The sequence below is a fragment of the Streptomyces mayteni genome (assembly GCF_054783955.1).
Genome location: NZ_BAAGPR010000060.1, coordinates 1 through 23,377, shown reverse-complemented (window position 1 = coordinate 23,377; position 23,377 = coordinate 1). Strand labels below are relative to the sequence as shown.

20 protein-coding genes and 1 pseudogene are annotated in these 23,377 nt (G+C 74.0%); 11 read left to right on the top strand and 10 right to left on the bottom strand.

The window, feature by feature from the left end; genetic code table 11:
- Nucleotides 1-120 precede the first annotated feature (120 nt).
- Nucleotides 121-1,296, top strand: a complete 1,176-nt coding sequence (locus tag ACYVPE_RS24205) for a M6 family metalloprotease domain-containing protein (RefSeq protein WP_461035800.1) — start codon at nt 121-123, stop codon at nt 1,294-1,296.
- Nucleotides 1,297-1,339: 43 nt separating this feature from the next.
- Nucleotides 1,340-3,481, top strand: a complete 2,142-nt coding sequence (locus ACYVPE_RS24200; RefSeq protein ID WP_461035799.1) for a glycoside hydrolase family 127 protein — start codon at nt 1,340-1,342, stop codon at nt 3,479-3,481.
- Here the strand turns inward: ACYVPE_RS24200 and ACYVPE_RS24195 are convergent.
- The 4 genes from ACYVPE_RS24195 to ACYVPE_RS24180 all read right to left on the bottom strand — a co-directional run bounded on the left by ACYVPE_RS24195 (nt 3,447) and on the right by ACYVPE_RS24180 (nt 4,961).
- On the bottom strand, nt 3,447-3,644 hold the full coding sequence (locus tag ACYVPE_RS24195) for a hypothetical protein (protein ID WP_461035798.1): 198 nt from the start codon (nt 3,642-3,644) through the stop codon (nt 3,447-3,449). The two genes, ACYVPE_RS24200 and ACYVPE_RS24195, sit on opposite strands and share 35 nt — an antisense overlap.
- A gap of 22 nt (nt 3,645-3,666) precedes the next feature.
- Nucleotides 3,667-3,825 carry a type II toxin-antitoxin system prevent-host-death family antitoxin gene (locus tag ACYVPE_RS24190; RefSeq protein WP_461035797.1) on the bottom strand — a complete coding sequence of 53 codons (159 nt, stop codon included), beginning with the start codon at nt 3,823-3,825 and terminating at the stop codon, nt 3,667-3,669.
- Between the two features lie 61 nt (nt 3,826-3,886).
- Nucleotides 3,887-4,090, bottom strand: coding sequence for a DUF397 domain-containing protein (locus tag ACYVPE_RS24185; RefSeq protein ID WP_461035796.1), 204 nt, complete (start codon nt 4,088-4,090; stop codon nt 3,887-3,889).
- Complete coding sequence (locus ACYVPE_RS24180; protein WP_461035795.1) at nt 4,080-4,961, bottom strand: helix-turn-helix domain-containing protein; 882 nt, start codon at nt 4,959-4,961, stop codon at nt 4,080-4,082. Before ACYVPE_RS24180 ends, ACYVPE_RS24185 begins: the two co-directional genes overlap by 11 nt.
- 221 nt (nt 4,962-5,182) lie before the next feature.
- Between ACYVPE_RS24180 and ACYVPE_RS24175 the strand changes: the two genes are divergently transcribed.
- The 3 genes from ACYVPE_RS24175 to ACYVPE_RS24165 all read left to right on the top strand — a co-directional run bounded on the left by ACYVPE_RS24175 (nt 5,183) and on the right by ACYVPE_RS24165 (nt 6,535).
- A complete protein-coding gene (locus ACYVPE_RS24175; RefSeq protein WP_461035794.1) occupies nt 5,183-5,530 on the top strand; it encodes a hypothetical protein in 348 nt (115 codons plus the stop codon).
- A gap of 11 nt (nt 5,531-5,541) precedes the next feature.
- Nucleotides 5,542-5,928: an ATP-binding protein gene (locus ACYVPE_RS24170; protein WP_461035793.1), complete on the top strand. Its 387-nt coding sequence runs from the start codon at nt 5,542-5,544 to the stop codon at nt 5,926-5,928.
- Between the two features lie 196 nt (nt 5,929-6,124).
- Nucleotides 6,125-6,535 (top strand): hypothetical protein, encoded by a 411-nt coding sequence (locus ACYVPE_RS24165; RefSeq protein WP_461035792.1) that lies wholly within the window; start codon nt 6,125-6,127, stop codon nt 6,533-6,535.
- A gap of 43 nt (nt 6,536-6,578) precedes the next feature.
- Here ACYVPE_RS24165 and ACYVPE_RS24160 read toward each other — a convergent pair whose 3' ends face one another.
- Nucleotides 6,579-8,321, bottom strand: a complete 1,743-nt coding sequence (locus tag ACYVPE_RS24160) for a cholesterol oxidase substrate-binding domain-containing protein (protein WP_461035791.1) — start codon at nt 8,319-8,321, stop codon at nt 6,579-6,581.
- A gap of 219 nt (nt 8,322-8,540) precedes the next feature.
- Here ACYVPE_RS24160 and ACYVPE_RS24155 point away from each other — a divergent pair, with 219 nt between their 5' ends.
- Complete coding sequence (locus ACYVPE_RS24155) at nt 8,541-9,218, top strand: lytic polysaccharide monooxygenase auxiliary activity family 9 protein (protein WP_461035790.1); 678 nt, start codon at nt 8,541-8,543, stop codon at nt 9,216-9,218.
- 168 nt (nt 9,219-9,386) lie between these two features.
- A complete protein-coding gene (locus ACYVPE_RS24150) occupies nt 9,387-12,560 on the top strand; it encodes an amidohydrolase family protein (RefSeq protein WP_461035789.1) in 3,174 nt (1,057 codons plus the stop codon).
- 51 nt (nt 12,561-12,611) lie between these two features.
- Here ACYVPE_RS24150 and ACYVPE_RS24145 read toward each other — a convergent pair whose 3' ends face one another.
- The gene (locus ACYVPE_RS24145; protein ID WP_461035788.1) at nt 12,612-13,616 is read right to left on the bottom strand and encodes a YeiH family protein; all 1,005 of its coding nucleotides are present in this window, start codon (nt 13,614-13,616) and stop codon (nt 12,612-12,614) included.
- Between the two features lie 96 nt (nt 13,617-13,712).
- Between ACYVPE_RS24145 and ACYVPE_RS24140 the strand changes: the two genes are divergently transcribed.
- A complete protein-coding gene (locus ACYVPE_RS24140; protein WP_461035787.1) occupies nt 13,713-14,669 on the top strand; it encodes a LysR family transcriptional regulator in 957 nt (318 codons plus the stop codon).
- 37 nt (nt 14,670-14,706) lie between these two features.
- Complete coding sequence (locus tag ACYVPE_RS24135; RefSeq protein ID WP_461035786.1) at nt 14,707-15,912, top strand: heparan-alpha-glucosaminide N-acetyltransferase domain-containing protein; 1,206 nt, start codon at nt 14,707-14,709, stop codon at nt 15,910-15,912.
- A gap of 33 nt (nt 15,913-15,945) precedes the next feature.
- Here the strand turns inward: ACYVPE_RS24135 and ACYVPE_RS24130 are convergent.
- Nucleotides 15,946-16,140 (bottom strand): annotated as a pseudogene (locus tag ACYVPE_RS24130) (transcriptional regulator); the annotation flags it as partial.
- 134 nt (nt 16,141-16,274) lie between these two features.
- Between ACYVPE_RS24130 and ACYVPE_RS24125 the strand changes: the two are divergent.
- Together ACYVPE_RS24125 and ACYVPE_RS24120 are read left to right on the top strand one after the other, a co-directional pair.
- On the top strand, nt 16,275-19,166 hold the full coding sequence (locus ACYVPE_RS24125) for an AfsR/SARP family transcriptional regulator (protein ID WP_461035785.1): 2,892 nt from the start codon (nt 16,275-16,277) through the stop codon (nt 19,164-19,166).
- Between the two features lie 263 nt (nt 19,167-19,429).
- A complete protein-coding gene (locus ACYVPE_RS24120) occupies nt 19,430-19,936 on the top strand; it encodes a hypothetical protein (RefSeq protein ID WP_461035784.1) in 507 nt (168 codons plus the stop codon).
- Here the strand turns inward: ACYVPE_RS24120 and ACYVPE_RS24115 are convergent.
- The 3 genes from ACYVPE_RS24115 to eccB are packed head-to-tail and all read right to left on the bottom strand — an operon-like array spanning nt 19,913 to nt 23,222.
- Nucleotides 19,913-20,587: a hypothetical protein gene (locus ACYVPE_RS24115; protein WP_461035783.1), complete on the bottom strand. Its 675-nt coding sequence runs from the start codon at nt 20,585-20,587 to the stop codon at nt 19,913-19,915. The two genes, ACYVPE_RS24120 and ACYVPE_RS24115, sit on opposite strands and share 24 nt — an antisense overlap.
- Nucleotides 20,584-21,768, bottom strand: coding sequence for a type VII secretion protein EccE (locus ACYVPE_RS24110; protein WP_461035782.1), 1,185 nt, complete (start codon nt 21,766-21,768; stop codon nt 20,584-20,586). The genes ACYVPE_RS24115 and ACYVPE_RS24110 overlap by 4 nt, the downstream gene beginning before the upstream one ends.
- Complete coding sequence (gene eccB, locus ACYVPE_RS24105; protein ID WP_461035781.1) at nt 21,765-23,222, bottom strand: type VII secretion protein EccB; 1,458 nt, start codon at nt 23,220-23,222, stop codon at nt 21,765-21,767. Before eccB ends, ACYVPE_RS24110 begins: the two co-directional genes overlap by 4 nt.
- Nucleotides 23,223-23,377 lie beyond the last annotated feature (155 nt).

Genomic DNA, 23,377 nt, shown 5'->3' with positions numbered 1-23,377 from the left:
TTGGCGCGACAACGGTTTACAGACCCCCAATGCCATGTGCAATATCACACGTGACACCTGCGTTGCCCGCGCGCACGGCCTCGTCCCCCATCGCGTCACGAAGATGCAGAGGAGAGAACGTTGCCCGAACGACGAACCACCTCCCTGGTGCTCGCCGCCCTCCTCCTCACCGCCGCCACCGGCGTCGCGGCAGCCGCCCCGGCCGCCCCCGCCACCGACCCGACCCGCTGCCAACTCCCCTCCGCCACCAACGGCCTGGGCTCCGGCTTCCCCGTCGACGACCAGGCGCTGCCCGCCGTCGGCACCCTCGAAGCGGCCATGATCTACGTCGACTTCGAGGACCACCCGGCCCCGCGCGGCTCGCTGCTCAAGGCCGAGTCCAACCTGCGCTCCGGCATCGAGTACCTGGAGAACGTCTCCGGCGGCGCCCTCGACATCGACGTCACCGGCTCCGACCGCTGGGTCCGCATGCCGGAGCCCTCCACCGCCTACCCCTTCGAACGGGGCCTCAGCTACGAGGACCACGTCCGCTACATCGGCGACGCGATCGCCGCCGCCGACGCGGAGTTCGACTTCTCCGACACCGACGTGGTCTGGGTGGTCGCCACCGAGGAGGCCGAGAACATCACCTACTCCCCCACCACCAACCACCTCGACGTCACGGCCGACGGCAACCACCTCACCCACGCCGTCACCTTCGGCTACGACCAGTGGCGGTGGGGCGGCCTGGTGCTCGCCCACGAGACAGGGCACACCCTCGGCCTGCCCGACCTCTACCTCTTCGAGGCGCCGCCCGAGGACCCGGCCAACTGGCACGCGGCCGTGGGCGACTGGGACCTGATGGGGCTCATCTCCGGCCAGGCGCCCGAGTACTTCGCCTGGCAGCGCTGGCAACTCGGCTGGCTGGCCGACCGCCACGTGGTCTGCGCGCCGGCCGCCCCGACCACCGTCACCCTCGTCCCCGTCGAGGAGTCCACCACCGCCCGGCCGTCCGACGACGTGATGCTGGTGCTGCCCGTCTCCGAGACCCGCGCCGTCGTCGTCGAGAACCGGCAACGCATCGGCTACGACCGGGAGTTGCTGACCCCCGGCGCCCTCGTCTACACCATCGACACCGCCGTGCGCACCGGCCAGGGCCCGATCCGGGTCGTGGACGCCACGCCCGGCTCCCCCGAAGGACTTGACGACGCCCCGTTCCAGCCCGGCACCTCCTGGACCGACCCCGCCACCGGCACCGTCCTCACGTTCGAAACGGGCCGCGCCGACGACCTCCGCGTCACCGTCGCCCCCGCGTGAGCCCGCCCTCCCGAGACACCCTCACCCCGAAAGGCGGACCTTCATGACCAGACCGCCGTCCCGCCGCACGGTCCTGGGCGCCGCAGCGGCCGGCGCCGCCGCGCTGCCACACCTCTCCCTGCCCACCGCGACGGCAGCCGCCCAACCACCGGCGCCCCCCGCGGCGAACTCCCTCCCCGTCCCCGACACCTGGCGCGTCCACCCGTTCCGCCTCGACCAGGTCACCCTGGGCGACGGCGTGTTCCGGGAGAAGCGCGACCTGATGCTCGAGTACGCGCGCGCCTACCCGGCCGACCGGATCCTCGGCATCTTCCGCGCCAACGCCGGCCTCGACACCCGCGGCGCCAACCCGCCGGGCGGCTGGGAGACCGCCGACGGCAACCTCCGCGGCCACTACGCGGGACACTTCCTCACCCTCGTCGCCCAGGCCTACGCCGACACCCGCGAGCCGGCGCTCCGCGAGAAGCTCGACTACCTCGTCACCGCCCTCGGCGAGTGCCAGGCCGCCATCGCCGAGTCCGACACCCCGGCCAGCCACCCCGGCTACCTGGCCGCCTACCCAGAGACCCAGTTCGTCCTGCTGGAGAGCTACACCACCTACCCCACCATCTGGGCGCCCTACTACACCTGCCACAAGATCATGCGCGGGCTGCTCGACGCCCACCTGCTCGGCGGCAACGAGGAAGCGCTGCGCATCGTCTCCGCCATGGGCGACTGGGCCCACAGCAGGCTGAGCCGGCTGCCGCGCGCACAGCTCGAACGCATGTGGGGCATCTACATCGCCGGCGAGTACGGCGGGATGAACGAGGTGCTCGTCGACCTCCACACCCTGACCGGCAAGCCGGAACACCTCGCCACCGCCCGGCTCTTCGACAACACCACGCTGCTCACCGCCTGCGCCGAGGACCGCGACATCCTCGACGGCCGGCACGCCAACCAGCACATCCCCCAGTTCTCCGGCTACGTCCGGCTCCACGACGAGACCGGCGAGGCCGACTACCTCACGGCCGCGCGGAACTTCTGGGGCATGGTCGTCGGCCACCGCACCTACGCGCTCGGCGGCACAGGACAGGGCGAGATGTTCCGCGCCCGCGACGCCGTCGCCGCCACCCTCGACGACAACAACGCCGAGACGTGCGCCGCGTACAACATGCTGAAGCTCAGCCGGTACCTGTTCCTCCACGAGCCGGACCCGGCCCTGATGGACTACTACGAGCGGGCGCTGACCAACCAGATCCTCGCCTCCCGCCTCGACCGGCCCTCCACCCGCGACCCGCAGGTGACCTACTTCATCGGCATGGGCCCCGGCGTCACCCGCGGCTTCGGCAACACCGGCACCTGCTGCGGCGGCACCGGCATGGAGAACCACACCAAGTACCAGGAGACGATCTACCTCCGCTCCGCCGACGGCCAGACCCTGTACGTCAACCTCTACCTCGCGTCCACCCTCACCTGGGCCGACCGGGGGTTCACCCTCACCCAGGAGAGCCCCTTCCCCCACGAGGGCGACGCCGTCCTGACCGTCACCGAGGGCCGCGGCCCGCTGGAGCTGCGGCTCCGCGTGCCGTACTGGGCCACCGGCGGCTACACCGTCACCGTCAACGGCGTCCGCCAACGCGTCGACGCCCGCCCCGGCGGCTACGCGAGCCTGCGCCGCGACTGGCGCCGCGGCGACGTGATCCGCGTCCAGATGCCCTACACCCTCCGCACCGAGGCCGCCCCCGACGACCCGACCGTGCAGTCACTCTTCAACGGCCCGGTCCTGCTGGCCGCCCACGACCCCGCCACGGAACTCCTCGAACACGCCCTCTACCCCCACCTCACCCTGACCGGCGACCTCTCCGCCGTGGTCCAACCGGCCGACCGGCCAGGCCACTTCACCCTGGACGGCCGCACCCTGGCGCCCTTCCACATCGGCGACACCACCCCCTACCACGCCTACTTCCGCCGCGCCGAGACCGTCATCGCCTTCCGCGGCGCCGACTCCGGCGTCCCGAACCGCGCCGACGACACCGGCACCAGCTACCTGGACCGCCTCTGGTCCCAGGCCCCCTTCCGCAACCGCCCCGCCTTCCTCCGCACCGCCCGCGCCGTCGCCGACGAATGGCAGTCGGCCGGCCTCCTCTCCCCCACCGAACACACCACCGTCCTCACGGCGGCCGACGACGCCGACCTGACCCCGTAACCCCGACCACGCCGACCACGCCGACCACGCCGACCACGCCGACCACGCCGACCACGCCGACCACGCCGACCACGCCGAGTGTGACGCCGGGCCCACGATCCGCCAGTTCGGACGGGCCCAGCGTCACACTCGGCGAGCGCAGTGCCGGGTACGGAGCGCCCATGCCCCACGATCAGCGGTACACGTCACGCGACCTCGTAATCCCGCATCGACACGATCGCCGCGATGGGCTCCCCACCACGGGTGACCACCGTCGCGCTACCGTCGGCCGCTCGGTTCAGCAGCGCGGGCAACAGGGCAGGCAGTTCGGACTCGTCGACCTGGCCAGGAAGCTGGGAGGACATGCCGGCCACCGTGGCGCGACGCACCCCGGCGGATCGCCGGGACGCCGTTCGTCGTGCGGGGCTACGCGGTCAGTCCCCTGCCGATGGCTCCGGCGACGAACGCCTGCCAGCCCTCCGCCGACACCCACAGTTCCGGGCCGTCGCCGTGGTGCTTGGTGTCCCGCATCCCGACGGCTTCGCCGAGGGCCACCTCGACGCACTGGTCGCCGTTGCTGCTGTACGACGACGTGGACCAGTGCCGGCAGCCCGTGTTCTTACCGTTCATGCTCTCCTACCACTTTCAAGATGAGGCGCTCCGACGCGGCTTCGTCGAGCGCGGCATGCCATAGGTTGCCGAACGCCACGTCGTACCGGGCGATCTCCCCAGGCTTGTCGAGATAGAGACTGCCGGTGAAGCCGTCCGCGTAAACCGTCGGCGGTTCGGTGTCCCTGCCGCCCTCGGTGACTGGGAACCGCAGGATGGTGAACTGTCCGCTCAACATGCCGATATGCAGCCCACCGCCGAAATGTGTCACACGCAGGGCCATCGTCGGCAACTCGGCCAACTCCACCATCCTGCGAAGCTGTGCCCCCATAAGGGCCGGAGTGCCAACAGGGCGCCGCAGCACGGACTCGTCGACCACGATACGCAGCTCAGGGGGAGACACAACCCGAGTGAGCAGCCGTTGCCGCCTCATGCGCAGATCAACGCGATGGTCGATCTCTTCCTCCGTCCCGTCGGGGCGGTGGGCGCGCATGATCGCCCGCGCATAGTCCTCGGTCTGGAGCAGCCCGGGCACGAGAATCGGCTCGTACCAGTCGAGGCGTGCCGCCGCCTCCTCCAACCCGATGTAGATGTTGAAGCCTTCGGGGATGACCTCACCGAAGCTGTGCCACCAGCCGCGCGCCTTCGTCTCCTTGGCAAGAGCCATCAGCGCCTCGGTCAGATCCGGGGGTGCGCCGTAGATGCGGCACATGACCTCCACGTCGAAGCTACGCAGGCTGGTCTGCCCGGTCTCAACACGCCAGATTTTCGTGTCAGACATCTCCAGCGCCTTCGCGGCGCCCTTGATGGTGTAGCCGGCCTGATTTCTCAGCTCCCGCAGATGCCGGCCAAGTTGACGACGAGGAACCGTCGAGTTCGTTGCGTCCGCCATAACCCCTCCGCTGTCGCGATCTGCAACGCCTTGTCGCAGCAAAATGAAAGCATGTGATTCCCCGTTCTGCAAAGCACGACAACCGAGCCGAAATCTCGTTACACAAACGGGTTTTGAAGTGTTGCAAGTAGCGAGTTCCGCGTGCACTCTACTGGTGATGGTCGCCGTGTGTGTCGATCCGGGCACACACAGGCGATCCGCACTCCCCCCTGAGAGGCGGTATGACGAACCCCGGTTGTCCCCACCCCGGCGAGCTGTCCACCGAGGGTGACGGCCGGCACTGCCAGGAGTGCGGCGCGCTGATCTACGCCGTTGCCTCAGCCATCGCCCAACTGCCCCTGTCCGCCCAGACGCTCGTGCGCGACGTGGTCGAGGCTTGCGCCGAGTTGACGGAGGACGCAACCGCCGTCGACGTAACCACCCCGCTCGACCTGCGCCTCGTCATCGCCCGCGCCTGGCGCGAGTTGGACGCCGAACAGCACACGGTCGAGGACCATGCACCGCTCCTTGCCCTGCTCCTGGAACGGGCCGCCCGTCACGTGCGGGCCACCACCGAGCCCGAGAGATGAGGCCGACATCCATGCACCGACACCGCAAAGAACTGTTCAACCGCCATCCAACGGCGGTGCGGAGGGCCCGCGACTTCGCCGCCGCGACCCTGCGCCTCTGGCAGGTCGCCGACCGCGCCGACGACGTCCGGCTCTGCGTCTCCGAACTCGCCACCAACGCCCTGCGCGCGGCGCCTGCCGGCCGCGGCTTCCTGGTGCGTCTCACCCTGGCGGACCACCGGTTGCGGGCCGAAGTCCATGACAGCGGCGACGGCCAGCCGCGCCTCCACAACCCAACCGACACAGACGAAGGCGGTCGCGGCCTCCTCCTCGTCTCGCAACTCGCCGACGGCTGGGGCGTCACCGCCAGAAACGGGCCAGGCAAGCTCGTGTTGACCGAGTTCAAACTCGTTTTCTGAGCTGTGCGACGCCGAGCACCGCACGGGTGCGGCGCCGCACCCCGCCACCACGGGCCGTGCGACCGCGATCCGACCGATATCCGCCCGGGACCACACGGTGCCCCGCCGCTCCTAGACTCCAGGCATGCGGTGGGGAAGAGCGTTAGCCGTCCTCTGTCTGGCACTCCTGTCAAGCGCGTGCACACCCCCGTACAACATGCTCTACATCCAGGGCGACGCCGCCGATCCGGTCGTCGGCCAACGCGTCTGCTCGGAGGACGACGGCATCGTCGAGTTGAGCCTCCATCTGGTGGGCGAGAACATCGAGTTCGAGAAGCAGTTCCTGCTGTGGCGCGTCGAGGCCGGGCCCAGCGGGCCGTCGCGCGAGGTGCGCCTCGGCGTCGCGACCGAGGGCTACACGACGCTCCACCCCCTGACCGTCCCCCTGGACGCCGCGGCCACGTACCTCCTGCGCGCCGACTTCGCCTGGGGCGGCCGCGGCTACCTGACGTTCCGGCCGGAGCAACTGGCGGCCGGGAACGTCGTCTTCGGCAGCGAGCAGACGGAGTCACGGCAGGAGTACGACGACCGCGACGGCCAGGACTTCGGCTGCTGCGTGGACGACTGACACCGCGCCGTGCCCCGTTCAGCCGCGGGGAGCCGTCAGGTCGTCAGGTCGTCAGGTCGTCGAGGAACGCGTTGCCGAAGACGCCGTGCGGGTCGAGCCGGCGCAGCGTCTCGGTGCCCTCGGCCCACTGGCCCGCGCCGTACGAGCCAGGCACCGCGGTCCCGATGACCTCCCGGTCCGCCCAGGCGGCGGTCTCCGTGTAGGCCCAGCCCTTCGACCACTCGACGCGGGTCAGCGCGTGGCCGCCGTCGAACGTCGCGAGGCAGAACCGCTCCAACTCCCGGTAGAACTCGGCCGCGCCGGGGGTGCCGGGCAGCGTCAGCACGTCCACCCACACCGCGCAGTCGAACTCCGGGTGGTCCGGGTGCGGCCGCACCACCGAGAGCAGCGGCGGCCGCGCGCCCGGCACGGCCACGTCGGCCGGCTGGTCGAGGCCGCCGACCCGGATCTCGACCTGCCCGTTCACCGGGAACCGCCCGGCCGCCGCCCAGGCTTCGAGGCGCTCCCGGTAGAAGCCGGCGAACTCCGCGATCACCCGCTGCACGTCGGACCGCCGGGTGAGGATGGCGTACCCGTTGGCCGTCTCCCGCAGGGTCGTCGGCCGCAGATAGAACATCAGGTGGTGCGAGGCGCCCCACAGGTCGCCGGCGAGCGTGGCCGTGAGGCCGGTCGCCGCGACGGTGTACTGCAACGCGCCGAGCGTCGGCGCGAGATACCAGGCGCCCTCGGCCACCAGCCGCCCGGCGAGCCGCGACACGGGGGTGGGCACCGAGTCCGAGAACGGGTAGTTGTAGGGCCCGAGCACCGGACGCGAGGTCGCCGGCCGCTGCGGGCTGAGGCTCCACACCTTCAGCCAGGGCCGGTCGGTGAACGCGAACCAGATGGTCTCCACCCGCCCGCCGGCCGCCAGGAAGTCCGCGAACGTCCGCCCGCCGGCCGCCGCCTGGCTGCCGGGCGCGGCGAACAGCTCGTCGACCGGGACGTCGACCCGGCTGACGCACCGCATCGCGCTCTCCTCGCCGGCCTGGAGCACCGCCTCGACCACGAAGCTCCGCCCCAGGTGGGCGGCGAGCGCGTCGCACTCGGGATCGGTGCCGCGCTCGAAGGTGCGCAGCACGTACGCCCCGCTCGCCTCGTCCCACACCACGGCGGTCACGGCCAGCACGAGGTTGCTGAGCGTGCCGTAGGTGTGGCCAGGCCGCGGCGTCTCGCCGTCCGCCGGGACGCTCGTGCCGTGCGCGTCGATGGCGAGCGTGCCGCCGAGCGTCAACTCGCCGGGCGCGGGGGTGTTGGTCACGCCGAGACCGTGCTCGGCGAGGAACCCCATCAGGGTCTCCAGCGTCACCCCGGTCCCCGCCCTGACCGCCCCCGGCGCGCCGGGCGGCGGGGCCACCAGCTCCATCGCCGTCAGGTGCGCCGTCGTGTCGACCAGCAACACCCGGGCCTCCGGGGCGGTGTCGGGCGTGATGGTCAGCGGCGACCAGGTGTGCGCCTTCCCCCGCGGCCGCAGCCGCCAGCCCTCGGCGCGCGCCCAGTTGGCGAGTTCGACGACCTCGGCGGCGGTGCGCGGCGCGCAGGTCCACAGCCCGGGATGGGCGATCTCGCCGGCCCAGTTGACATACGGCAGCCGGTGCGCGGTCAGCCCGGCGGGCAGCTCGGGCGCGGCACCGTCCGCGAAGGCCCGCCCACCGGCCAGCCCCACCGCCCCGGCAGCGGCGGCGGCGCGCAACACCCCGCGCCGCGAGGGTAATCCAGGTAATCCAGGTAATCCAGGTTTGGTCGACATGGCACAGAATGTAGGCGTCCCGACGGCCGACGGGAACACCGCCGCCACGGCCCACCGCCGCCAGGCCCCTCCGCCCCGACCCGGGGGCCGGGGGCCGAAGTTGGCGGAGAAGGGGACTGTTTCGCCGGTGTTTCCTCGGCTACGGTCCCGGGATTGGGAGCGCTCCCGCACCGGAAAACCCTGACCCCCCACACCCTTCCGGAAGACGGAGACCGCGCAATGTACGCAGACACCCCCACACGCCGCCGAACGCCGCGGGTGGTCTCGACGGTGCTGGCCGGCATCGTCGCCCTGCTCGCGCTGTTCATCGGCCCCTGGACCGAGTCGGCCAGCGCGCACGGCTCGATCGTGGACCCCGCGTCCCGCAGCTACGGCTGTTGGGAGCGCTGGGGCAACGACCACCTGAATCCGGCCATGGCGCAGGAAGACCCCATGTGCTGGCAGGCCTTCCAGGCCAACCCGAACACCATGTGGAACTGGATGAGCCTGTACCGGGAGAACCTGGCCGGAAACTGGCAGCCCGCGATCCCCGACGGGAAGCTGTGCAGCGCCAACGACGCCCAGGGTGGCCTCGCCACCTCGCTCGACCGGCCGGGCGCCTGGACCACGACGGACGTCGGCAACAACTTCAGCGTCCACCTGTACGACACGGCCAGCCACGGCGCCGACTTCTTCGAGGTGTACGTCACCCGGCAGGGCTTCGACCCCACCACGGACGCCCTGGGCTGGGGTGACCTGGAACGGGTGGCGACGACCGGCAGCTACCCGCCGGCCCAGGACATCACCTTCGACGTCAGCGCCCCGGGCCGCAGCGGCCACCACATCGTCTACACGATCTGGCAGGCATCGCACCTGGACCAGACCTACTTCATCTGCAGCGACGTGAACTTCACCTGAGCCGTGGGGCGTTGATCCCCACCCCTCGCCCACCGGGCCCCCACGGGGCCCGGTGGGCCTCGTGTGCCGCACGTTACTTTCCCGTGGCAATTTCCGAACGCATATACCCACGTGGCCGAAAAACGCCCTACGGTCTCCCGGATGCAACTGATCTAGGAGGTAGGGGTCTTGGAGATCACCCGAAGGACCTTCACCAAGCGTGGCGGGCAGGCCGCGGCCGGAGCCCTCCTGCTGGGCGGCGGGGCGGCGGCGTTCGAGACGCCGGCCGCGGCGGCCACCCAGGAGGGACGGAACCGCTCCCGGGAGGAGCGGGTCACCGTCACCGAGATGACCAACGCCTCGGCCGCCGTCTCCCCGGACGGCCGGACCATCGCCTTCGACCTGCTCAACCTCCTCTGGACCGTGCCGGCCTCCGGCGGCGAGGCGACCCGCCTCACCGGCGTCGAACAGGAGGCGACCGAGCCGGACTTCTCGCCCGACGGCCGCCGGATCGTCTTCGTCTCCTACACCGAGGGCAACTTCCACCTCTGGCTCGTCGACACGGACGGCACCGGGCTGCGCCGGCTGACCAGCGGAGCGGCCGACCACCGCGAACCCCGGTTCTCCCCGGACGGCACCCGGATAGCCTGCGCGGTCGAGACCGGCGGCCGCTACGCCGTCCACGTCCTGCCGGCGGACGGCGGCGAGAGCGAGGTCTGGACCGAGGGAACGGCCCAGGAGGGCCAGCCGGTCTGGACCCCGGACGGCTCCGCGATCGCCTTCACCTCGGGCACCGGCAGCGCGCCGCGGGCGATCGAGCTGGTCGACTCCGCCGGCCGGCGCCGCACCCTGGCCACCGTCCCCGACGGCTTCCTCGCCGGCCCCTCCCTCGCACCGGCCTTCTCCGCCGACTCCCCGGAAGCCGGCGGCCTGGCCTATGTCCACCTCACCTCGGCCGGCACCGCCCTGGTCGTCGACGGCGAGACCGTCAGCGACGAGGGCGAGGACGTCTTCCCCTTCCCCGCCCGCTGGATCTCGGACGACCGACTCCTCTACACCGCCGACGGAAAGCCGCGGCGCCGCACCCTCGGCGGCGCGGTCGAGGACGTCGCGTTCACCGCCCGGCTCACCCTGCCCCGCGTCGCGGAGCGGCCCACCGCCCGGGACTTCGACCGCACCAACCCGCGCCAGGTCAGGGGTGTCGTCAGCCCGGCGCTCTCGCCCGACGGCAGCCGGGTCGCCTTCGCCGCCCTCGGCGACCTGTGGATCATGCGCCGCGGCGACACCCCGCGGGCCGTGGTGGCCGACGGGCACCACAACACCTCGCCCGCCTGGTCCCCGGACGGCACCGCCCTGGTGTACGCCAGCGACCGCGCAGGCGACGCCGTGGAGCTGTGGCTGTACGACACCGCGAGCGACAGCCGACGCCAGCTCACGGCCCTCGGCGGCAGCGCCGGCTCCCCCACGTTCCACCCGGACGGCTCGTCGGTGGCGTTCGTCGGCGACTCCGGCACCCTGTACACGGTCGACGTCGAGGGCGGAGCCGTCCGCAAGGTCGCCGGCCCCCTCAACTCCCCTGGCCGGCCCAGCTTCTCGGCCGACGGCCGGCACCTGTCCGCCGCCGTCCTGGTGCCCGTCACGCCGCGCTTCCGCGAGGGCCGCAACCACATCCTCACCGTCGAACTCGCCACCGGCGAGGCGCACTACAGCGAGCCGGTGCCCGGCGCTTCGCTCGGCAACCGCGTCGACGCCGGGCCCGTCCACTCGCCCGACGGCCGGCAGGTCGCCTACGTCGTCGGCGGCACGCTCCGGATCAGCGCGGCCGACGCCGCGGGACGGCCGACCGGCGATCCCCGCGAGCTCAACGGGGAGACCGCGGACGCGCCGAGCTGGAGCGGCGACTCCCGCTCGCTGCTCTACCTTTCCGACGGCCGGCTGCGGCTCGCCGACGCCGCCGGCGGCGGCCGGGCGCGCGCCGTCCCGCTGCGTCTCTCGTGGCGGGCGGCCAAACCGTCGGGGCGCACCGTGATCCGGGCCGGCGCCCTGTGGGACGGCACCGAGGCCACGTCGCGCCGCGACGTGGACATCACCATCGAGGGCAACCGGATCGCCGACGTCTCCCCGCGCGGCCGCGGCCGCACCAGGCCGGGCGACCGGATCGTGGACGCCTCCCACCTCACCGCCATGCCGGGGCTGATCGCCGTCCACGAACACGGGCCGTGGGAGCGCGACGCCACGAGCCGGCTCTGGCTGTCCTTCGGCGTCACCGCCGTGCGCTCCCCTGGCACGGCGCACTACCACGCCGTCGAGGCCAAGGAGACCGTCGACTCGGGACGCCGTACCGGGCCCCGGGTGTTCTCGGCCGGCGACCTGGTCGACGGCTCCCGGGTCTACTACTCCTCGGGGCGCCCGATCACCAGCCGCGCCGAACTGCGGCGCGAGCTCGACAAGGCGGAGGCGCTCGGCCACGACCTGGTCAAGGTGTACGTGCGGCTGCCCTACGAGTTGCAACGCCAGGCCATCGAGGGCGCCCACCGCCTGGGCCTGCCCGCCACCTCGCACTACCTGTTCGGGCCGCTCGCCCTCGGCGGGGACGGCGTGGAGCACCTCGGCGGCACCAGCCGCTACGGGCGCCGCCAGAAGGAGACCCACCTCGGCCACACCTACCAGGACGTGACGGGACCGCTGGCCGCCTCCGGGATGTCCGTCACCCCGACCCTCGGTCTCTCGGGGCTCGGGCTGCCCTCGGTGCGGGGCGCGCTCTACCGGTACGCCCAGTGGGCGGTGAACGACCCCCGCCTCACGGCGCTGCTCTCCCCCGCCGAGTACGCGGAGTTCGCCGAGGGCGTCGAGGCCGCGCTGGCCAGGGAGCCGGTGGCCGAGACCGAGTTCGTCCGCCGGCACGTGGAGACGATCCGCCGGCTGCTCGACGGCGGCGGCCGGGTCGCCGTCGGCACGGACTCGCCGCTCGTCCCGCCGGCCGTCTACTACCACCTGAACCTGCAGGCCATGGTGCGGTACGGGGTGAGCCCGTACCAGGCGCTGCGCTCGGCCACCGTCGAGGGCGCCCGCACCCTGGGCGTCAGCCGCGACCTCGGCACCGTCGAGCCTGGCAAGCTCGCCGACCTGGCGCTGGTCGAGGGCGACCCGCTCACCGACATCGCGGCGGCCGCCGCCGTCCGCCAGGTCGTGCTGGGCGGCACCGTGCACCAGGTCGACGAGCTGGCCACCGCCACGACGGCGGCCCGCACCGCGTCCGCCGCCACCGTCACCCACGCGACCCTGCCCGACGTCCCCCAGTCCCCCGCCCACGACCGCTACTGGTGGCACCGCGAGGAGCACGCCTCGCACACCTGCTGCTGACCGGCGGGCCCCGGCGGCGGCCGTCAGGTCGCCGCCGGGGCCGCCCCGCCCTCAGCCGCCGACGGCGGCCAGCGCGCCGTACCCCACGGCCGCGACCAGCAGCGTGGACAGCGCCCCCAGCGCGAGACCGCGCCGGCCGGCGCGGAACAGCGCGCCGATCCTGACGCCGCTGCCGAGGCCGAAGAGCGCGGCGGCGAAGAGCAGCGTGGTGACGACCTCGGCGCCGGACAGCACGGTCGAGGGGACGAGTCCGCCGCTGCGCACCAGCATCATCGCCAGGAAGCCGACGACGAACAGCGGGACGAGCGCCGGCCGCTTCCCCGTCCCGGCCGCCGCGCATCGTCGGCGCCACACGACGCTGACGCCGGCGACCATCGGGGCGAGCAGCACGACCCTGGTCAGCTTGACGACGACGGCGAGGGCGACCGCCCCGGCGCCGGCCGGCGAGGCGGCCGCGACGACCTGGGCGACCTCGTGGACGGAGAGCCCGGCCCAGGCCCCGAGGTGCTCGGGGGTCATGCCCAGCGCCTGGCCGAAGAACGGCACGAGCGCGATCGCGGCGCTTCCGTAGAGCGTGACGAGGGTGACGGCGGTCGCCACGTCCTCCCTGTCGTTCTCGGTGACGCTGTCCATCGCCGCGATCGCCGACGCCCCGCAGATGGAGAATCCGGTCGCCACCAGCAGCGCGAGCCCCCGCGACACCCCGATCAGCCGGCCGAGCAGCAGCGTGCCGAAGAAGGCCACCAGCACGGTGACCACGACCGCCAGGACCCGGCCGGCGCCGAGCCCGACGACCTCGCCGAGCCCGAGTTGGAGGCCGAGGAGCACCACGCCGAGCCGCAGCAGCCGCCGCGTCGCCCAGGCGAGACCCTCCCTGGTCCGCGCCGGCAGGCGGCCGCCGACGGCGACCCCGAGCACCACCGCGACCGTGAGCGCGCTGACCGCGGGCAGCAGCGCGTTGAGGCAGAACGCGGCGGCCGTGCCGAGGGACACCGCGAACAGCCCGGGGGCCAGCTCCGGGAGCCGCCGCCCGACGAGGAGTCCCGCACCGCTCATGTCCTGATCGTCTTCGCGCGGCGCGGGGCGCGGTAGCGGTCGATTCGGTGGGATGTCATTCCCCCGCGGCATGACCGGCGGCCCTACCCTGGGGTGATGAGCCAGCTGCCCGACCTGGAATCGCTGCGCCTGCTGGTCCTCGTCGGAGACGTGGGGAGCCTGAGCGGGGCGGCGGCGCGGCTCGGCCTCACGCAGCCGTCGGCCAGCAAGCGGCTGTCCACCCTGGAGCGCCGGCTGGGCCTGGTGCTGGTGGAGAGGTCGCGGCGCGGATCCCGGCTCACCGACGCCGGTCGGGCGGTGGCGGGCTGGGCCCAGCAGGTGCTCCAGGACCTGGACGCCCTGCTCACCGGCGCTGAGGCGCTGCGCACCAAGCGGGACGCCGAGCTGCGGGTCGCGGCGAGCATGACGGTGGCCGAGTACCTGGTGCCGGGGTGGCTCGGCGAACTGCGGCGGTTGCGGCCCGAGTTGTACGTGGGGCTCCAGGTGACCAACAGCGAGCACGTCCCGGAGCTGCTGCGCGAGGGCGTGGTGGATCTCGGCTTCGTCGAGTCGCCGCGGGCCCCGGCCGGGCTGCCCACCCGGCGGGTCGCCCACGACCGGCTGCTCGTGGTCGTCGCGCCCGACCACCCCTGGGCGCGGCGCCGGCGCCCGCTGAGCGTCGCCGAACTCGCCGCGGCGCCGCTGGTGTTGCGGGAGCGCGGCTCCGGCACCCGCGAGACCCTCGACGAGGCGCTGCGCCGAGCGGGCGCGGCCGAGCCCAGGCCCCTGCTGGAGCTGGGTTCGGCGACGGCCGTGCGCAACGCCGTGATCGCCGGCACGGGACCTGCGGTGATCAGCGAGCTCGCCGTCCGCACCGATCTCGGTGACCGCCGCCTGGTGGCGGTCGAGGTCGAGGGCCTCGAACTGCGCCGGGTGCTGCGCGCCGTCTGGGCGGCGGAACGCCCGCTGGCCGGCCCGGCCGCCGAACTCCTCGCCGTGTCCAGACGCCACCGCCCCAACGCCGCGCCGCCCGCGGCCTCCGGTGCCATGTCCCCCGCCCGACGCCCGAGTTGACGCTGTCGTGGGTGGTGCGGACGCGGATACTGGGGGCATGACCGGGAATCTCGAGACGGCCGAGACGGCCGAGACGGCGAGGGGGCCGGTCGGGCCGCCGTCCACGGTCCGGCTCGTCGGGCTCGATCTGGCCCGGGGGCTCGCGGTCTTCGGGATGTTCACCGCGCACCTCGCCCCCGACCCGGCGTTCGGCGGCGCCTCGGCCTTCTTCGCCGAGCTGACCCGGGGTCGTTCCTCCGCGCTGTTCGCCGTGCTGGCGGGGATAACCCTGGCGTACCTCGCCGGTCGCCCCACCCCGAAAGTCGGTGGGGAGCGGGTGCGGGCGCTGGTCAGGATCGCGATCCGCGCCGGCGTGCTGATCGTCGCCGGCACCCTGCTGACGAGGATGGGAACACCGATAGCGGTCATCCTCCCCTACTACGGGCTCTGCCTGCTGCTGGCCCTGCCGCTCACCCGGCTGCCCGCCAGGACCCTCGTACCGATCGCCGCCGGCTCGGCGCTGGTGGGCCCGCAACTCCTCTACCTGCTCCGTGGCCTGACGTACGAGGAGACCGGCGGGCTCGCCGGCTGGGCGCGCGCCGTGTACGCGCACGACCCGGCCAGCCGGCTGGGCGGTGACGGCGTCGTCGACCTGCTGATCACCGGCAACTACCCGGTGCCGGCCTGGCTGCCGTTCTTCCTCGTGGGCATGGCACTCGGCCGGCTCGACCTCACCGCCGCGGCGGTGCGTGCCAGGCTCCTGGTGGTCGGTCCCGCGCTCGCGCTGCTCGGCTACGGCGGCTCGTGGCTGGCGCTCCAGCTCTTCCCCTACGTCGTGTGGATCAGCGGCGCGCCGAGCGCCTGGTGGTCAGAGGCCGAGATCACCGTCGTCACGGACGACCCGGCCTGGCTGCTGGTCGGCGCCCCGCACACCGAGACCACCTTCGCGACGCTGGGCAACGCCGGGGTCGCGATCTCCGTGATCGCCGCCGCGTTGACCGCCCTCGACCGCTGGCCGGCCGCCCACCGGGCGGCCGCGCCGCTGATCGCGGTGGGCGGCATGTCGCTGAGCGCCTACGTGGGCCATCTGCTGGCCATCGAGTTCCTGGGCATGGAGCAACTGGACCGCAGGCTGCCCGTGTTGGCCGGCTTCGTGGTCGTCACCGCGGCCGTGGCCCTCCTCTGGCGTCGTTTCCTGGGCCGCGGCCCGCTGGAACACCTGATGCACGCCATGACCCGCCAACGCGCCGCCCGCGGGCGATGACCGCACCGGCGGCGCGGCCCGGGTGACCGCCCGCTACTGGGGGGCGGCGCGCAGGCCGGCCAGCAGTTCGGCCTGGCTCTGGAGGACGCCGGTGAGGATGCCGCGGGCCACGCGCAGGAGTTCGGCCAGCTCGTCGTTGGCGAGCCGGTAGTGGACTGCGGAGCCCTCGCGGCGGGTGGTGACCAGGTTCGCCCGGCGCAGGACGGCGAGTTGCTGGGAGAGGGCGGCCGCGGGCCCCCGGCCCCGCACACCCGCCGACCGCGACCTTGCGGAAACCTTGATGCGGCAGGTCAGATCAGTGATGTGCTGGGTCCGAACACGTTCCGCCGCGGGTGGAACGGCACGGAGGGGAAACACGGGGCATGGTGACGTTCTGGCTGTTGGGTCCGCTGGAGGCACACGTCGAAGGCCGGCTCATGCCGCTGGGTCACGCCCGGCAGCAGAGTGTGCTCGCGGCGCTGCTGACCGACCTCGGCCGCCCGGTGTCGACCGACCAACTGCTGCACCGCGTGTGGGGCGACGTCCCGCCGCGTCGGGCCAGGGACACGCTCTACGCCTATCTCTCCAGACTGCGCGGCATGTTGGGCCCGGACGGCGGCCGGCTCACCAGGACGACCGCCGGCTATCTGCTCGCCGTCGACGAGGACGCGGTCGATCTCCACCGCTTCCGCGGCCTGACCGCCAGGGCCAGGGCGGCCGCCGAAGGCCGGGCCGCGCTGGCGCTGCTGGAGGAGGGTCTCGGGCTGTGGCGGGGCGAGCCGCTGGCCGGCCTCAGCTCCCCCTGGCTCGACGGCGTCCGCGAGTTACTCGAGGCGGAGCGGTGGGCCGCGGAGCTCGACCACGCCGACGCGATGCTCGGAGCCGGCCGCCACACCGAGTTCCTGACCACGCTGACCACCAGGGCGGCCGAGCACCCCTTCGACGAGCGCGTGGCCGGCCAGTTGATGCTCGCGCTCTACCGGTGCGGCCGCTCGGCCGACGCCCTCGACCAGTTCCACCGGACCCGGCAGCACCTCGCCGAAGAACTGGGCATCGACCCGGGCCCCGACCTCCGCGATCTCCACCAGCGGATGCTCAACGGCGGCCAGGACCTCGACCCGCCGGCCGACCGCCCCGTCCCGCTGGTCACACCGTCACCGCCGTCACCGCCGTCACCGCCGTCGGCCGTGAAGCCGGCTCCCGCTCCGCTGCCGCGGCAACTGCCCGCCGCGCCCGACCAGTTCGTGGGCCGCCAGCGCGAACTCGTCCGGCTCACGGAGACGCTGACCGGCGGCGGCGTGGCCGTGCTCAGCGGTATCGGCGGCATCGGCAAGACCTGGCTCGCCCTGCGGTGGGCCCACGACAACGCGGCGCGGTTCCCCGACGGGCAGCTCTACCTCAACCTCCGCGGCTTCGAACCGCACCAGGAGCCCCTCCCGCCCCAGGGGGCGGTGCGGAGCTTCCTCGACTCGCTCGGTGTGGCGAGCGACGCGGTGCCCGACGACCCCGAGGCCCAGACCAGGCTCTACCGGAGCCTCGTCGTCGACCGGAGCCTGTTGATCGTCCTGGACAACGCCCGCGACGCCGACCAGGTCCGCCCGCTGCTTCCCGGATCGGCCGCGTGCGCGGTGCTCGTCACCAGCCGGGACCGGATGCCGGAGCTGGTGGCGGCCGACGGCGCCCTGCCGGTCGCGCCGGCCGTGCTCGGCGGCGACGACGCCCGCGCCCTGCTGACCCGCCGGCTCGGCGAGCGCCGGACGGCCGCCGAGCCCAGGGCGACGGACGCGATCGTCGCCGCCTGCGCGGGACTGCCGCTCGCGCTGGCCGTCGTCGCCGCCCGCGCGGCCACCCACACCGAGTTCAGCCTGACCATGCTGGCCGACGAGCTGCGGGAGGGCCAGGGCGGGCTCGACGCCTTCGGCCTGGCGGGCACCGCGCTGGGACTGCGGTCGGTGTTCTCCTCGTCCCACCGGACGCTCAGCCGGGACGCCGCCCGGATGTTCCGGCTGCTCGGCGTCCATCCGGGCCCGGAGCTCAGCCGGTCGGCCGCGGTCAGCCTCGCCGGGGTCGCCGCCCCGCGGGCCCGGGCCGCGCTCGGGGAACTGGTCCGCGCCCAACTGGTCGCCGAACACCGACCCGGCCGCTACACGCTCCACGACCTGATCCGCGCCTACGCCGTCGAACTCGCCGAGGACGCCGCCCACGACGCGGAACGCGACGGGCGAGGCGACGGGCGAGGCGACGGGCGAGGCGGCGGGCAGGGCGACGGGGAACGCGACGCCGCGCTGCGCCGCGTCGTCAGCCACTACACGCACACCGCGAGCGCGGCCGTCGGCCAGCTTGACGAACACCGGTCGGGGATCGACCTCGGTCCTGTCGAGCCGGGAGTCGTGCCAGAACGCCCGGCCGGCGCCGCCGAGGGTCTCGGCTGGCTCACCACCGAGCACCCGGTGCTCCTGACCCTCATCGACGCCACCACCAGGGCCGGGCTCGACATCCACACCTGGCGGCTCACCTGGGTCCTCTCCCACTTCCACGCCGCCCAGGGCCACCTCCACGAATGGCTGAGCTCGGTCACCACCGGGCTGCGGGCCGCCGAGCGGGCGGGCGAGGTCCTCGGCCAGGCGCTCTCGCACCGCGCCCTCACCCGGATCGAGACCCGGCTCGGGCGGCACGCCAACGCGGAGGACCACGGCCGCCTGGCCCTCGCCCTGTTCCGCGAACTCGGGGACGAGGGCGAGCAGGCGCGCACCCACCTCTCCCTCGGCTGGCTGCTCGACCAGCAGAACCGTCACCGGGAGGCCCTCGACAACGTCGAGCGGGCCCTGGCGCTGTTCCGCGCCGGCGGCAACGTGGTGGGCGAGGCACGGGCCCTCAACGCCGGGGCCTGGTCGAGAACGCGGCTCGGCGACCACGAGCGGGCCGTCGAGCAGTGCCGCCAGGCGCTGGCCATCCTGCGGGACATCGGAGACAGGACCGGCGAGGCCGCCACCTGGGACACCCTCGGCAGCGCCTACCAGTGGCACGGCGACCACGCCGAGGCAGCCGACTGCTACCGGCACGCCATCGACCTCTACCAGGAGGTCGGCGACCGGTACTGGGAGGCCGAGACGCTCACCCGGCTCGGCGAGACCCACAAGGCGGCCGGCGACACCCCGGCCGCGCTCCGGGCCTGGAACGAGGCCCTCGCCATCCTGGACACCGTCGGCCACCCCAACGCCGACCAGCTGCGCGACCGGCTCGTCGTCGTCCTGACGGACTCGGCCCCGCTCTGAGGGACGCGGCCTCCCGCCGGGCCGCGACCGGCGGGAGGTCCAGGCACCCGGTGCAAGGTCGGTACAGGGAAAGCTCAAGGTCGCGAGCGGACCTTGGAGGGGGAACACGGCTCTTCACGGGGGGATTTGAGGACATGGCTGTTCAGATTCCTTGGGCCGCGGCCGTCGCGGACAGGCGACGGACTCCGACGGCCCGCGCACCGCGGGCCCTCCACGGTCTCGGTGCCCCGGGACCCCGGCATTCCATGTCCTCGGGAGGACCGATGACCGACATCCGCACCATGCGACCCGAGGCCGTCTCCACTCCGGCCGAACTGATCCGCCAGATGCACCGGTTGAAGGACCAGTCGGGCATGACCTACCGACAGATCGCGGCCCGCGCCCGGGACGCGGGGGACTTCCTGCCGTCCAGCACGCTGGCCGGCGCGCTCTCCCGGCACACCCTGCCGAGCGAGGAACTGCTCGCCGCCTTCGTCCGTGCCTGCACCGGTGACGAACAGACCGTGCGCTCCTGGCTCCTCGCCCGGAACGCGGTCGCCGCCCTGGCCCACCACCCGGCACCGCACCGAGCTCCCACCCCGGAACCCGCCGACCAGCCCACCGCCCCCTGGCACCAGTGGCGGCGGCCCGCGCTCGTCCTCGCCTTCCTCGCCACCGCCTGCGGCACCGCCGCCTGGCAGCTCGCGGCCCGGGGAAACCCGGACCAGGTCTCGCGGCGGGCCGTCCGGCGGCTCTCGGCGGCGTCCTCACGCGTGGCCCGGGGTCAGTAGGGTCGTCTCCGCCGGGGAGATGTCGGGGCGGAGGATCTCCGTGCCCGTGGGGCGGAAGAGGATGATCTCGCCAGGGGAAAGACTCGCGGTCCGACGGGCCGCCTCCTCACCGAGGAGGCGGCCCGTCGTGTCGGCGAAGCGGGCGTCGAGGGCGAGCAGCGCGTCGGGCGCCGACCAGAAGTACGAGCGGCGGGGCGCGTCCCTGGTGACGTGCAGGACCGTTCGCCAGGGGGCGTTCGCCAGCGCGGCGGACGGCGGGCGGCGCAGGTCGCAGACGAGGGCCTGCGGGCCGCCCTCCTGAGCGGGCGGCGCGGGCGGTGGGCCGGGCGGCCAGGCGGCCACGCCGTCCGCGACCGTCAGCCGGTCGGCCGCCACCCGCGCGAGCGGGCGCCACTGGTCGGGCACGCGGGTGGCCGCCGTGACCCGGGCGCCGACGGCCAGCATCCGGAGGCCGAAGAGGCGGCCGAACAGCGACTCCCCGAGGACCGCGATGCGGGTCGGCGCCGGTCCCGCGGGCAGCGTGACGACCCGGCCGTCGCGGTTGGTGCCCAGGTGGACGCCGGCGTCGGCCCAGGTGAGCCGGAAGGGTGCCCCGGTGTCGTCGTCCCGCCAGTGCGTGGTGGGTGGTTCCGGGTGGTCGCGGAGGTTCATCGTGGCACTCCAGGGGAGCCGATACCGGCCGTCTCGACCAGCGAGCGGAAGGGGTGGGCGACGGGCAGGGTGGCCAGCAGTCCGGCCCGCTGGTCGGTCGGGGTGTCGGGGAGGACCCCGGCCCGCAGCAGGCGCTCGCGCTCGGTCGCCGCGTGCTGGGCCATCACGCTGACCACCCGCACCGCGGTCAGGACCCGCAGCGCCGAGCCGTCCCTGGTGAAGGTGGCGGCGGCGACCACGCGCTCCGCCGCGCAGCCGGCCAGGCCGCTCAGCAGCCGCGACCACTCCTCCTGGGAGGCGACCGGCACGGCGACGGAGCAGTGGGTGAAGTCGATGCCCGCCCAACTGGTCCGCAGCGCCCGCCCCTCGCCGGCCGCGTCTCCGGTCCCGCGCAGCAGGTCGCGGAGTTCGGGGGCGCTCAACGGGGTGGTGGGGGCGCCGGCCGAGGCGAGGCGGGCGCGGATGCGGGCGGTGGCGGCGGCCGTCGCCGCCCGCGTGCCGGCCGTGCCGCCGCTGCGCCGCTCGGCGGCGGCGGGCTCGCCGAAGCTCTCGCAGCGCAGCACCAGCCAGGAGCGCACGGCCACGGGCCGCGGGCCGCCGGGCAGTTGGCGGTAGGCGACGGTGGGCCGGTACCCGTGCTGGAAGTCCAGGGGCGGCAGGCCGAACTGCTCGACCACGAGCTGGGCGGCGGCCGGCCGCGCCGGGTCCTTGTCGAGCCAGTCGCGGACGGGGGCGGCGGGCAGTCCAGGCAGCGTGCCGGCGGGGAACGCGAGGACCGCGGCGCAGCCACGCCCGTCGGACAGCACGCCGAGGTCCGGGGCTTCGGCGGGCAGGTTGCGGTCGGCGACCTCGGTGACGTCCAGCGTGGGGAGCAGCGTGTGCGCGAGACCGAGCGGTTCCTCGTCCCCCGACTCGGGCGGCGTGGACGGCGTGGACGGCGTGGGGGTGGCGGGCGTCGCGGGGGCGAAGGCGTCGCTCCGCAGCCGGTCGAGCAACCGCCGGTCGGCGAAGGCCCCCTGGCGCCGCAGCAGCGCCCCGGTGAGGAGGAGGGCTCCGGCGGCGGCCGGGGCCCAGCCCCCGCGGTCGGTGAACGCGAGCCCGGCGACGAGCAGGGCGAGGCCGCTCTCCACGGCCACCAGCCGGGCCCGGCCGAAGTGTGTCCACGCGGTGGGAACCCTCATGGCGTCGGCTCTCCTTCGCTCTCCGCGGCGTCGTCGGCATCGTCGTCCTCGTCCTCGCTCGCGGTCGGGACGAGTCGCTCCTGGGCCGCCTCCTCGGGGTCGAGTTCCGGCCCCCGGGGCAGCAGGTCCACGAAGGCGCGCGGCATCGAGGGCGCGTCCTCGGGCGCGTAGCGCAGCCGTCGCACCGCGTCGGGGGAGACGAACGGGTAGGCGATCCCGGCGTCGGTGATCAGCGTGTGGGTGCCGGCGGCGCCCCCCGAGGTGGTGGCCAGCACGACGGCGCCGGCGCCGGACGGCAGGTAGACGGCGTCGAGGAGGCCGAGGGGGTCGCCGTTGGCCGGGCTGACCGGCGTGAGCCCGGGCGGCTCCGGCATCGCCTCGGGCAGGTGGACGGTGGCCTGCCAGGGCGCGTCGCCCGGCCGGCTGCCGGGCGGGGTGCTCACGCACACCGGCTGGTCGCGCCCCGGTTCCGCCGCCGTGGGCAGGGCGTCGGGCCACGCCGCGTTCCCGGGTGACGGCTCCGCGGAGCGCGGGGCGGCGGCCGCCTGGGTGCCGCTGAGCTCGTGGTCCGCCGCGGCGGTGGCCCCCAGCAGCGCGTGCGTCAGCGGCGAGACGGACACCAGGCCGTCCGGGCGCACCAGGTAGTACTGCGGCTCCGCGCCGCCGGCCCCGGTGTGGGCCAGGTCCCCGACCTCGGCGGGAAACGGCAGTTCGGCCTCGGGCGGGCGGCCGGTGCCGCCGGACTCCTGGACGGCGATCTCCGGCCCCTCCGGCACGGTCTCGACGACCTCGGAAGGCAACGGGACGGGGCGCACCCGCTGGAGGCCGAGCAGGTCGCGCACGGTCTCGGTCAGGGCGTACCTGCGGCCCTCGGTGAGCAGCCACAGACCGTCGTCGTCCGTCCGCGCCAGCACCGTGCTGCCGGCCGCCCCGTCGCCCGGCGCCACGCCGGGCACGGACACGTACAGCACGGTCGCGGTGGGCGGCCCTTCGGTCTCCGCCGGTGTGACGCACAACGTCCAGTCGCCGTCGACGAGTTGGTCGGCGCCGGGCAGCGCGTCGGGCGCACCGGGGATGCCCACGGGCAGTCCTCGCGGCGCCTGGTCGAGGGTGGTCTGCCGCACCTTGGTGAGCTGGCCGCCGCCGACCAGCAGCGCCGAGCTGAGGTTGAGCGCCGGGTGCACGGTCCCGTCGCTGACGACGTAGCTGTTCCCGTCGTCGCCGACGACGACGGCGCCGGCCGTGGGCAGTGCCGGGCCCCGGCCGCCGCCGAGCCAGCCGACGACGCCGAAGCCGGCCAGGATCAGGACGGCGATGGCCGTTCCGCCGGCCAGCGCCCGGTTCAGCCGGCGGCGGGGGTCGAGGATGGCCTCGTCCGCGCCGCGGAAGACGCTGGTGCTTCTGCGGAGGTGGTCGTAGGCGTAGGCGTCCGCCCGTTCGCGTGTCGTGGCCATCCGTCAGTCCCCTTTCCCGCCGCGCGGCGTGGTGGTCGTGGTGGCGTCGTCGCCGTCGAGCCAGCGCAGGCTCGGGGCGGCGCGCCGGGGCCCGGTGGGCGCCGCCCGGCCGTCCTCCGGCCCCGGCCCGCCGCGCCAGCCGCGTGCGGTGGCCC